The organism is Enterobacter cloacae complex sp. 418I7, assembly GCF_050030705.1.
Classification (GTDB): domain Bacteria; phylum Pseudomonadota; class Gammaproteobacteria; order Enterobacterales; family Enterobacteriaceae; genus Enterobacter; species Enterobacter intestinihominis.
Genome location: NZ_JBLGUU010000001.1, coordinates 1,279,231 through 1,291,128, shown reverse-complemented (window position 1 = coordinate 1,291,128; position 11,898 = coordinate 1,279,231). Strand labels below are relative to the sequence as shown.

At 55.2% G+C, this 11,898-nt stretch carries 11 protein-coding genes; 10 read left to right on the top strand and 1 reads right to left on the bottom strand.

Annotated features, from left to right (window positions below; genetic code table 11):
* The first annotated feature begins 3 nt into the window (after positions 1 to 3).
* The 6 genes from lnt (at position 4) to rihA (ending at position 6,187) form a co-directional block, all read left to right on the top strand.
* Positions 4 to 1,542: an apolipoprotein N-acyltransferase gene (gene lnt / locus ACQG0S_RS06140; RefSeq protein ID WP_048966700.1), complete on the top strand. Its 1,539-nt coding sequence runs from the start codon at positions 4 to 6 to the stop codon at positions 1,540 to 1,542.
* A 383-nt stretch (positions 1,543 to 1,925) separates the two neighbouring features.
* Positions 1,926 to 2,831, top strand: a complete 906-nt coding sequence (locus ACQG0S_RS06135; protein WP_022647438.1) for an amino acid ABC transporter substrate-binding protein — start codon at positions 1,926 to 1,928, stop codon at positions 2,829 to 2,831.
* Between the two features lie 155 nt (positions 2,832 to 2,986).
* A complete protein-coding gene (gltJ, locus tag ACQG0S_RS06130; protein ID WP_015571133.1) occupies positions 2,987 to 3,727 on the top strand; it encodes a glutamate/aspartate ABC transporter permease GltJ in 741 nt (246 codons plus the stop codon).
* Complete coding sequence (gene gltK / locus ACQG0S_RS06125) at positions 3,727 to 4,401, top strand: glutamate/aspartate ABC transporter permease GltK (RefSeq protein WP_022647437.1); 675 nt, start codon at positions 3,727 to 3,729, stop codon at positions 4,399 to 4,401. The genes gltJ and gltK overlap by 1 nt, the downstream gene beginning before the upstream one ends.
* Positions 4,401 to 5,126 (top strand): amino acid ABC transporter ATP-binding protein, encoded by a 726-nt coding sequence (locus tag ACQG0S_RS06120; protein WP_006809622.1) that lies wholly within the window; start codon positions 4,401 to 4,403, stop codon positions 5,124 to 5,126. The genes gltK and ACQG0S_RS06120 overlap by 1 nt, the downstream gene beginning before the upstream one ends.
* Positions 5,127 to 5,245: 119 nt before the next feature.
* On the top strand, positions 5,246 to 6,187 hold the full coding sequence (gene rihA / locus ACQG0S_RS06115) for a pyrimidine-specific ribonucleoside hydrolase RihA (protein ID WP_048966701.1): 942 nt from the start codon (positions 5,246 to 5,248) through the stop codon (positions 6,185 to 6,187).
* A 67-nt stretch (positions 6,188 to 6,254) separates the two neighbouring features.
* Here rihA and ACQG0S_RS06110 read toward each other — a convergent pair whose 3' ends face one another.
* On the bottom strand, positions 6,255 to 6,737 hold the full coding sequence (locus ACQG0S_RS06110; RefSeq protein ID WP_032621827.1) for a zinc ribbon-containing protein: 483 nt from the start codon (positions 6,735 to 6,737) through the stop codon (positions 6,255 to 6,257).
* 214 nt (positions 6,738 to 6,951) lie between these two features.
* Here ACQG0S_RS06110 and leuS point away from each other — a divergent pair, with 214 nt between their 5' ends.
* Genes leuS through nadD form a run of 4 tightly spaced genes read left to right on the top strand, consistent with a single transcriptional unit; the run spans position 6,952 to position 11,807 of the window.
* The gene (gene leuS, locus ACQG0S_RS06105) at positions 6,952 to 9,534 is read left to right on the top strand and encodes a leucine--tRNA ligase (protein WP_015571136.1); all 2,583 of its coding nucleotides are present in this window, start codon (positions 6,952 to 6,954) and stop codon (positions 9,532 to 9,534) included.
* Between the two features lie 14 nt (positions 9,535 to 9,548).
* Positions 9,549 to 10,118 carry an LPS assembly lipoprotein LptE gene (gene lptE / locus ACQG0S_RS06100; RefSeq protein WP_022647432.1) on the top strand — a complete coding sequence of 190 codons (570 nt, stop codon included), beginning with the start codon at positions 9,549 to 9,551 and terminating at the stop codon, positions 10,116 to 10,118.
* Entirely contained in the window at positions 10,118 to 11,149 is a 1,032-nt protein-coding gene (holA, locus tag ACQG0S_RS06095; RefSeq protein WP_022647431.1) for a DNA polymerase III subunit delta, read from the top strand. The genes lptE and holA overlap by 1 nt, the downstream gene beginning before the upstream one ends.
* A complete protein-coding gene (gene nadD / locus ACQG0S_RS06090; protein ID WP_023299589.1) occupies positions 11,142 to 11,807 on the top strand; it encodes a nicotinate-nucleotide adenylyltransferase in 666 nt (221 codons plus the stop codon). Before holA ends, nadD begins: the two co-directional genes overlap by 8 nt.
* Positions 11,808 to 11,898 lie beyond the last annotated feature (91 nt).

Genomic DNA, 11,898 nt, shown 5'->3' with positions numbered 1-11,898 from the left:
TAAATGGCATTTGCCCCACTCTTTGAACGCCAGCGCGTCCGTTTGCTGCTGGCGCTGTTACTCGGAGCCAGCGGTACGCTGGCTTTTTCTCCTTACGATATCTGGCCAGCCGCTATTCTCTCCCTGATGGGGCTACAGGGTCTTACCCTGAATCGTCGTCCGGTACAGGCCGCGGCCATAGGCTACTTCTGGGGGCTGGGGCTGTTTGGCTCTGGTATCAACTGGGTCTACGTCAGTATCGCGCAATTTGGCGGAATGCCGGGGCCGGTTAACGTCTTCCTGGTTGTGCTGCTCGCCGCCTATCTTTCGCTCTACACTGGCCTGTTCGCCGGTATTCTATCTCGTCTGTGGCCTAAAACGACTTGGCTGCGCGTCGCGATAGCGGCTCCCGTTATCTGGCAAATCACCGAATTTCTGCGCGGCTGGGTACTGACCGGCTTCCCGTGGTTGCAGTTCGGCTATAGCCAGGTGGACGGCCCGCTGAAAGGTCTGGCTCCCGTCATGGGCGTGGAGGCGATTAACTTCCTGCTCATGGCGGTCAGCGGCCTGCTGGTGCTGGCTCTGGTGACACGTAACTGGAAGCCGCTGGTTGCCGCGTTAATCCTGTTTGCCCTGCCTTTCCCACTGCGTTATATCCAGTGGTTCACGCTGGAGCCCGCGCGCGCCACGCAGGTATCGTTGATACAGGGCGATATCCCGCAGTCATTGAAATGGGATGAGAATCAGCTGCTGAACACGCTGAAAATCTATGCCAACGCCACCGAAAAGGTGATGGGTAAATCGCAGCTCATCATCTGGCCTGAGTCTGCGATCCCGGATCTGGAGATCAATCAGCAGCCCTTCCTGAAGATGATGGACGATCTGCTGCGCGCGCGCGGCAGTACGCTGATTACCGGAATTGTGGATGCGCGTCTCAATCAGCAGAACCGCTATGACACGTACAACACGATCATTACGCTCGGTAAGGACAGCGAATACAGCTATACCTCCACCAATCGTTACAACAAAAATCACCTTGTACCGTTTGGCGAATTTGTTCCGCTGGAGTCTATTCTGCGCCCACTGGCACCGTTCTTTGACCTGCCGATGTCCTCATTCAGCCGGGGCCCTTACGTTCAGCCGCAGCTGCATGCGCACGGGTTTGCCCTGACGGCCGCTATTTGCTACGAGATTATCCTCGGCGAGCAGGTGCGCGATAACTTCCGCCCGGACACCGACTATCTGCTGACCATCTCAAACGATGCGTGGTTCGGTAAATCGATCGGCCCGTGGCAGCACTTCCAGATGGCACGAATGCGTTCTCTGGAGCTGGCACGTCCGCTGTTGCGCAGCACCAATAACGGCATCACCGCCGTGATTGGCCCGCAGGGTGAAATCCAGGCCATGATCCCGCAGTTCACCCGTGAGGTGCTGACCACGAAAGTCACGCCAGCTACGGGCCTGACGCCTTATGCGCGCACCGGGAACTGGCCGCTGTGGATCCTGACCACGCTGTTCGGTTTTGCCGCCGTAGTGATGAGCCTGCGTCAGCGTCGTAGATAACCTGGCCTTCTGTTGCCGGGTGGCGGCTACGCCTTACCCGGCCTACTCTCCGGCGCAGCCGCCACCCGACAATTTCCTCCTAAACTTCAATTCTGGCACGCCTGTTGCTTTGTTTAATTACGCAAACGCTGTCTGGCTTAACGTGCAACCTTGTCGCACCAGCATGGATCTCCGGTAGCACCGAAACGGTGCAACGAGAGATTATTGCCTCTGAATGGTGCGGCGCGCTTCGCAAAAATAAACAATAACGCAGCAAAATCTTTACATTAAGCCAGACTAAATGTTAACAAGCTTGCATAACACTGCACTCGCATTGCGCGAGATATAACAACATCACAATGGGTATCAAAGCGTCACTGGCGCTGATAAGAAAGGAGTTGGGTATGCAATTACGTAAACTGGCCACAGCAATGCTGGTTATGGGAATGTCTGCGGGCATCGTTCACGCTGAAGACGCTCCGGCAGCAGGAAGCACTCTCGACAAGATTGCCAAAAACGGCGTGATCGTGGTCGGCCACCGTGAATCTTCTGTCCCGTTCTCTTACTACGACAACACGCAAAAAGTCGTGGGCTATTCACAGGATTACTCCAACGCCATCGTTGAAGCCGTGAAGAAAAAGCTGAACAAACCTGACCTGCAAGTGAAGCTGATCCCCATCACTTCACAGAACCGTATTCCTCTGCTGCAAAACGGCACATTTGATTTTGAATGTGGCTCAACCACCAACAACCTTGAGCGTCAGAAACAGGCCGCTTTCTCGGACACTATCTTCGTTGTAGGCACCCGCCTGCTGACGAAGAAAGGCGGCGATATCAAAGATTTTGCTGACCTGAAAGGCAAAGCGGTTGTCGTGACCTCCGGTACCACGTCCGAAGTGCTGCTGCACAAGCTGAACGACGAGAAGAAAATGGACATGCGCATCATCAGCGCGAAAGATCACGGCGACTCCTTCCGTACCCTGGAAAGCGGTCGTGCCGTTGCGTTTATGATGGATGACGCTCTGCTGGCAGGCGAGCGCGCCAAGGCGAAGAAACCAGACAACTGGGAAATCGTCGGGACTGCGCAGTCGAAAGAAGCTTACGGCTGTATGCTGCGTAAAGGCGATGAAGGCTTCAAAAAGCTGATCGATGACACCATCGCTCAAGCGCAAACCTCTGGCGAAGCGGCAAAATGGTTCGACAAATGGTTCAAGAACCCAATTCCACCAAAAAACCTGAACATGAACTTTGAACTGTCTGACGACATGAAAGCGCTGTTCAAATCACCAAACGACAAAGCTCTTAACTAACTAGAACGACAGGGGCGGGATCTCCTGCCCTCTCGATTGTCGGGAAGCATGGACAGACTATACGTTGAGTGGTCGTTCCCCACTCAGCGCAAAAATTGAGCTTCTCACCAATCTTCGAGGGTAGCGCTGCTACCCTCTTTTTTCTGGAGTTTACTATGTCAATTGACTGGAACTGGGGCATCTTTCTGCAACAAGCCCCGTTCGGCAACACCACCTATCTCGGCTGGCTGTGGAGCGGCTTTCAGGTTACCGTTGCGTTATCGATAACGGCGTGGATTATCGCGTTTCTTGTCGGTTCGCTGTTCGGTATTCTGCGTACCGTCCCTAACCGTTTTCTCTCTTCGATTGGCACGCTCTATGTGGAACTGTTCCGTAACGTTCCGCTGATCGTGCAGTTCTTTACCTGGTATCTGGTGATCCCGGAACTGCTGCCGGAAGATCTCGGCATGTGGTTCAAGGCCGAGCTGGATCCTAACGTACAATTCTTTGTCTCCTCCATGCTGTGTCTGGGACTGTTCACCGCTGCGCGCGTCTGCGAGCAGGTGCGTGCCGCCATACAGTCACTGCCACGCGGACAAAAGAATGCGGCACTGGCGATGGGCCTGACCCTGCCACAAGCCTACCGTTACGTACTGCTGCCTAACGCTTACCGCGTCATCGTTCCGCCGATGACCTCCGAGATGATGAACCTGGTAAAAAACTCGGCCATCGCCTCAACCATTGGTCTGGTAGATATGGCGGCGCAGGCGGGCAAACTGCTGGATTACTCCGCTCACGCATGGGAATCCTTCACGGCAATCACGCTCGCCTATGTTCTGATTAACGCTTTCATCATGCTGGTGATGAACCTGGTTGAACGCAAAGTACGCCTGCCGGGCAATCTGGGGGGCAAATAATGTACGAATTTGACTGGAGTTCCATTGTTCCCTCCATGCCTTATCTGCTGGATGGCCTGGCGATCACCTTAAAGATTACCGTAATCGCCATTATCGTCGGTATTGTCTGGGGCACCCTGCTGGCAGTGATGCGCCTGTCGAGCTTTAAACCGCTCGCCTGGTTTGCTACGGCTTACGTTAACGTGTTCCGCTCCATTCCACTGGTCATGGTGCTGTTGTGGTTTTACCTGATTGTTCCCGGCTTTTTACAGAACGTGCTGGGACTGTCGCCGAAAACCGATATCCGCCTGATCTCTGCCATGGTGGCATTCTCTATGTTTGAAGCCGCCTACTACTCCGAGATCATCCGCGCAGGTATTCAGAGTATCTCGCGCGGGCAGTCCAGCGCTGCGCTGGCGCTCGGTATGACGCACTGGCAGTCCATGAAGCTTATTATTCTGCCACAGGCGTTTCGCGCCATGGTTCCGCTGCTGCTGACGCAGGGCATCGTCCTGTTCCAGGATACCTCCCTGGTCTACGTGCTGAGCCTGGCAGACTTCTTCCGTACCGCCTCCACCATTGGCGAACGTGACGGAACGCAGGTTGAGATGATCCTCTTCGCGGGCGGGGTCTATTTTGTGATTAGTTTAAGCGCATCGCTGTTGGTCAGCTGGCTGAAGAAAAGGACCGTATAATGATTTCCCTGAAAAATGTTTCTAAATGGTATGGGCACTTTCAGGTGCTGACCGACTGCTCAACAGAAGTGAAAAAAGGCGATGTGGTGGTGGTATGCGGCCCGTCCGGCTCCGGTAAGTCGACGCTTATCAAAACCGTTAATGGGCTGGAACCTGTCCAGCAGGGCGAGATTGTCGTTAACGGCACCAAAGTGAATGACCGCAAAACCAACCTTGCCCAGCTTCGCTCCCACGTTGGGATGGTGTTCCAGCATTTTGAGCTGTTCCCTCACCTCTCCATCATTGAGAACCTGACGCTGGCGCAGGTGAAAGTGCTGAAGCGCGACAAAAAAGCGGCGCGTGAAAAGGGACTGAAGTTGCTGGAACGCGTCGGGCTGTCTGCGCATGCGGATAAGTTCCCTGCGCAGCTTTCAGGTGGCCAACAGCAGCGCGTGGCAATCGCGCGTGCGCTGTGCATGGATCCGGTGGCGATGCTGTTTGATGAGCCGACGTCCGCGCTCGATCCTGAGATGATCAACGAAGTGCTGGACGTTATGGTGGAACTGGCGCACGAAGGGATGACCATGATGGTGGTGACGCACGAAATGGGCTTCGCCCGTAAAGTGGCCAACCGTGTGATCTTCATGGATGAAGGGAAAATTGTTGAAGACTCACCGAAAGAAGAGTTCTTCGCAAATCCTAAATCTGAACGTGCAAAAGACTTCCTCGCCAAAATCCTGCATTAATCTTTTTAGTGCGCAATCTGTGGATTGCGCACTGCTTCACGCTTTAGATCTCTTTTTCTATTCGGCGTCACATCGCAGCGTTAACCTTGTCACAAATAATGCTAAGAATGGAGAACGCCATGGCACAGCCTATTATTCTCGACTGCGATCCGGGTCATGATGACGCAATCGCACTCGTCCTTGCTCTTGCCTCCCCTGAACTGGACGTAAAAGCTGTCACCGCCTCTGCAGGGAACCAGACGCCGGATAAAACCCTGCGAAACGTGTTGCGCATGTTAACGCTGCTAAAACGCACCGATATTCCGGTCGCAGGTGGCGCCATTAAGCCGCTAATGCGCGAGCTGATCATTGCGGATAACGTTCACGGTGAAAGTGGGCTGGATGGCCCGGCGCTGCCGGAGCCGGGTTTCGCACCACAAAACTGTACTGCCGTCGAGCTCATGGCGAAAGTTCTGCGTGAAAGCGCAGAGCCCGTGACGCTGGTGGCGACCGGCCCACAGACCAACGTAGCGCTGCTGCTGAACAGCCATCCTGAACTGCACAGCAATATCGCCCGTATCGTCATCATGGGCGGGGCAATGGGGCTGGGGAACTGGACGCCAGCCGCGGAGTTCAACATCTTTGTTGACCCGGAAGCCGCAGAAATCGTCTTCCAGTCGGGCCTGCCGATTGTGATGGCGGGGCTGGACGTTACCCACCGCGCACAAATTATGGCGCAGGACATCGAACGATTTCGTACTGTGGGTAACCCGGTTGCAACAACCGTGGCAGAGCTGCTCGATTTCTTTATGGAGTATCACAAAGCCGAGAAGTGGGGATTCCACGGCGCCCCGTTGCATGACCCATGCACCATCGCCTGGCTACTGAAGCCGGAAATGTTTACCACGGTCGAGCGTTGGGTTGGTGTGGAAACACAGGGGAAATATACCCAGGGAATGACGGTGGTGGACTATTACTCGCTGACGGGAAACAAGCCGAATACCACAGTGATGGTGGATATCGATCGGGAAGCGTTTGTGGATTTGCTGGCGGAGAGGCTGGCTTATTATTCTGCGGCCTGATGCCCTCTCCCACAGGGAGAGGGAGCAGACACTAAAAACGGCAACGACGTTGCCGTTTTGCTTTTACCTACGGCTCAAACGGCCGACGCTGGAACTGGTCGTGCCCGCATTTCGGACACAGCGACAGCACCTCCGGCGTATAAACGGCGATATGGTGGTGGCACTTCTCACACACCAGGTTCCCCAGCCCCACCACTTCGCCGCTGTGATAGACACCGTGGTGGTTTAAATCCTGGAATACCTCGCGCCACTCCAGTTGGGTTTTATCGGTAATATCCGCCAGCTCCTGCCACAGGCTCTCTTTAATTACCCGCATAAAAACACTGTCGGCGATTTCGTCCTGGCTCTCTTCATAGCTTCGCGCAAACTCTTCCAGGTCGCGGCGCACGGCGCGCGTCACCTCTTCCACTTCGGTTCGCGATAACTCACCCGTTTGCGTCACGCGTGCGCGTGCCTGTTCGACCAACGCGTCGATATCACGCTCGCCGTTACGCAGCCTTTCCGTCAGAGTCGCTACCAGTTCACGGTAAAATTGAGCAACCTTGTTCATCATTTTGCCTCCCGGGTAAGTAACTGTCTCTAATAATAGACCTTATTTCGTCGCCGCTTTGTCAGGTGAAGCACAGACCCGGTAAATTCCTGCAAAGTGCATTTGCGTGAAAGGCTGTTTTGACGCGGGCGTTTGGGCTATGCTATGCGGATCTGAATCACCACATCCATTGGCTACATTTGTAGCTGTATTGAACACAGGACCACTGGCTGCCATGCAAGAGCAATACCGCCCGGAAGAAATAGAATCAAAAGTCCAGCAACACTGGGACGAGAAGCGCACCTTTGAAGTAACCGAAGACGAGAGCAAAGAGAAGTATTACTGCCTGTCGATGCTTCCCTATCCTTCTGGTCGACTACACATGGGCCACGTGCGTAACTACACCATCGGTGACGTGATTGCACGCTACCAGCGTATGCTGGGCAAAAACGTACTTCAGCCTATCGGCTGGGATGCGTTCGGCCTGCCTGCTGAAGGCGCGGCGGTGAAAAACAACACGGCACCGGCTCCGTGGACGTACGACAACATCGCGTACATGAAAAACCAGCTGAAAATGCTGGGCTTTGGCTATGACTGGAGCCGCGAGCTGGCAACCTGTACCCCGGAATACTACCGCTGGGAGCAGAAGTTCTTCACCGAGCTGTATAAAAAAGGCCTGGTCTACAAGAAAACGTCCGCCGTTAACTGGTGCCCGAACGACCAGACCGTTCTCGCGAACGAGCAGGTTATCGATGGCTGCTGCTGGCGCTGTGACACCAAAGTAGAGCGTAAAGAGATCCCGCAGTGGTTTATCAAAATCACCGCCTACGCTGACGAGCTGCTGAACGATCTGGATAATCTGGATCACTGGCCTGACACCGTTAAGACCATGCAGCGCAACTGGATCGGCCGTTCCGAAGGTGTGGAAATTACCTTTAACGTAGAAAACTACGACCAGACGCTGACCGTCTACACCACCCGTCCGGACACCTTCATGGGCGCGACCTACCTGGCCGTGGCCGCAGGTCATCCGCTGGCGCAAAAAGCGGCGGAAAACAATCCGGAGCTGGCGACCTTTATCGACGAATGCCGCAACACGAAAGTGGCCGAAGCCGACATGGCGACGATGGAGAAAAAAGGCGTTGATACCGGCTTCAAAGCGATCCACCCGCTGACGGGCGAAGCGATCCCTGTCTGGGCCGCCAACTTCGTACTGATGGAATACGGCACAGGCGCCGTGATGGCCGTGCCGGGTCACGATCAGCGCGACTACGAATTTGCCACCAAATACGGCCTGACCATCAAGCCTGTTATTCTTGCTGCTGACGGCTCTGAACCCGATCTCTCTGAGCAAGCGCTGACTGAAAAAGGCACCCTGTTTAACTCCGGTGAGTTCAGCGGCCTGAGCTTCGAAGAGGGCTTCAACGCCATCGCCGACAAACTGGCCTCGCTGGGCGTGGGCGAGCGTAAAGTCAACTACCGTCTGCGCGACTGGGGCGTTTCCCGTCAGCGTTACTGGGGTGCGCCAATCCCAATGGTGACCCTGGAAGACGGCACCGTGATGCCAACGCCGGAAGATCAGCTGCCGGTGATCCTGCCGGAAGACGTGGTCATGGACGGCATCACCAGCCCGATCAAAGCCGATCCTGAGTGGGCAAAAACCACCGTCAACGGTCAGCCAGCGCTGCGTGAAACCGACACCTTTGACACCTTTATGGAATCCTCCTGGTACTATGCGCGCTACACCTGCCCGCAGTACAAAGAAGGCATGCTGGATTCCGATGCTGCAAACTACTGGCTGCCGGTAGACATCTATATCGGTGGCATTGAACACGCCATCATGCACCTGCTCTACTTCCGCTTCTTCCACAAACTGATGCGTGACGCAGGCCTGGTCAACTCCGACGAACCGGCAAAACAGCTGCTGTGTCAGGGTATGGTGCTGGCAGATGCGTTCTACTACGTTGGCGCGAACGGTGAACGTAACTGGGTTTCTCCGGTTGATGCGATTGTGGAGCGCGACGAGAAAGGCCGTATCGTGAAGGCGAAAGACGCCGAAGGTCATGAACTGGTTTATACCGGCATGAGCAAGATGTCCAAGTCTAAAAATAACGGTATCGACCCGCAGGTGATGGTTGAGCGTTACGGCGCTGACACCGTGCGTCTGTTCATGATGTTCGCCTCCCCGGCAGATATGACGCTGGAATGGCAGGAATCCGGCGTTGAAGGGGCAAACCGCTTCCTGAAACGCGTCTGGAAACTGGTTTACGAGCACACCTCACAAGGTGATGCGCCAGCGCTGAACGTGGCTGCACTGAGCGAAGATCAGCAGGCGCTGCGTCGTGATGTTCATAAAACCATTGCGAAAGTCACCGATGATATTGGTCGTCGTCAGACCTTCAATACCGCAATTGCGGCTATTATGGAACTGATGAACAAGCTGGCAAAAGCCCCGCAGGACGGCGAGCAGGATCGCGCGTTAATGCGCGAAGCGCTGCTGGCGGTCGTTCGCATGCTGAACCCGTTCACGCCGCACGTTAGCTTCACCCTGTGGCAGGAGCTGAAAGGCGAAGGCGATATCGATAACGCGCCGTGGCCAGTGGCGGATGAATCCGCTATGGTGGAAAACACCACGCTGGTTGTGGTGCAGGTTAACGGTAAAGTGCGCGGTAAAATTACCGTCGCGGTCGACGCAACCGAAGAACAGGTTCGCGAGCGCGCAGGCCAGGAGCATCTGGTCGCGAAATACCTTGAGGGCGTTACCGTACGTAAAGTGATCTACGTACCCGGTAAACTGCTGAATCTGGTCGTTGGCTAAGCGCGGGAGGAAACGTGCGACACCTGGCAACAATACTCTTATCTCTGGCGGTGCTGGTCACCGCTGGCTGCGGCTGGCACCTGCGCAATACCACGGCAGTGCCTGCTCAGATGAAAACAATGATCTTCGACTCATCCGATCCGAATGGACCGCTGAGCCGGGCCATTCGTAACCAGCTGCGTTTGAACGATGTTGAGCTGATCGAGAAGGGAACCCTGCGTCAGGATGTTCCTTCGCTCCGCGTCCTGAAATCAACGCTGTCACAAGACACGGCATCGATCTTCCAGGATGGACGAACCGCGGAATATCAAATGGTGCTTACCGTTGATGCGGCCGTTTTAATGCCAGGTAAAGATATTTACCCTATCAATACCAAAGTCTACCGCTCGTTCTTCGATAACCCGCAGACGGCCCTGGCAAAAGACGCCGAACAGCAGATTATCATCAAGGAAATGTATGATAAGGCCGCGGAGCAACTGATCCGCAGACTGCCTGCCATTGCCGCGTCGACGAAAAAAGGCGCTGACGTTATCGAAACACCGGATGCCAGCACGCCGGATATGCCAACGTCGCTGGGTAACTGATGATCAGGTTGTATCCTGAACAACTCCGCGCGCAGCTCAACGAAGGGCTGCGCGCGGCCTATCTGCTACTCGGCAATGACCCCCTGTTACTTCAGGAAAGCCTTGATGCGGTTCGCCATGCGGCAGCCGCGCAGGGTTTCGATGAGCATCATACGTTCCAGATCGATAACAGTACCGACTGGAACGCTATCTTCTCGCTTTGTCAGGCCATGAGCCTGTTTGCCTCTCGTCAGACAATCCAGATCGTGCTGCCAGAGAATGGTCCTAACGCGGCCATCAATGAACAGCTGACCATGCTGGTGAGTTTATTACACGGCGATCTGCTGCTTATCGTACGCGGTAACAAGTTCACGAAAGCGCAGGAAAACGCGGCCTGGTTTACCCAGCTTGCCACCAATGCGGTACTGGTCACCTGCCAGACGCCAGAACAGGCGCATCTGCCAAAATGGGTTGCCGCGCGCGCAAAGCTGCACAATCTGCAACTGGATGATGCCGCCAGCCAGCTCCTTTGCTATTGCTATGAAGGCAACCTTCTGGCACTGGCGCAGGCGCTGGACAGGCTCGCCCTGCTGTGGCCCGATGGCAAGCTGACGCTACCGCGCGTGGAACAGGCGGTGAATGATGCCGCGCACTTTACTCCCTTCCACTGGGTTGATGCGCTGCTGTCGGCGAAAAGTAAGCGAGCCCTGCACATACTGCAACAGCTGCGCCTGGAAGGGAGTGAGCCGGTCATTCTGCTCCGCACGCTCCAGCGCGAATTACTGCTGCTGAACAACCTTAAACGTCAGTCGGCACATACGCCCCTGCGCGCCTTATTCGATAAACATCGCGTCTGGCAGAACCGTCGGGCGATGACCACGGAGGCGATAAACCGCCTGAGCCAGGAGCAGTTGCGTCAGGCAGTGCAACTTCTGATGCGCGCCGAACTGACGTTAAAACAGGACTACGGCCAGTCTGTCTGGGCGGAGCTGGAGAGCCTCTCTTTGCTGCTCTGCCATAAGGCGCTGGCAGACGTATTTATCGATGGGTGATATGCATTCTTTACAGGCAATGTATGGCGGGACCTTCGACCCGGTACACTATGGGCATCTTAAACCGGTAGAAATCCTCGCGAATTTGATTGGGTTGCAGCGGGTAATCATCATGCCCAACAATGTTCCTCCGCATCGTCCTCAGCCAGAAGCAACCAGCGAGCAGCGCAAAGCGATGCTCGCGCTGGCTATCGCAGATAAGCCTCTCTTCACGCTGGATGAGCGCGAATTGCGCAGGGATACCCCTTCCTGGACATCGCAAACGCTGCGGGAGTGGCGCGCTGAGCAGGGGCCCATGCAACCGCTGGCGTTTATCATCGGCCAGGATTCCTTGCTCAACTTTCCCAGCTGGTACCAGTACGAAACCATTCTGGAAAACAGTCATCTGCTGGTCTGCCGCCGTCCGGGCTACCCGTTGACCATGCGCGACGCGCAGCATCAGCAATGGCTTGACGCGCATCTGACGGACAATATAGAAGACCTGCACAGTCTACCCGCCGGGAAAATTTACCTCGCTGAAACGCCGTGGTTTGATATTTCCGCGACCCTCATCCGCGAGCGTCTCCAGCAGGGTTTAGACTGTGACGATCTCCTGCCCTCGCCCGTGCTGGCCTATATCCACGCACACGGTTTGTATCAGAAAAGTACAGATGCCTGATCATCACCGGCGAAATTGTCTGTTAATGTTTATCCTGCCTTGACAGGCTAAGCCATACTGATATCCTCCGCTGCCAGACTTTCCCGCCGAT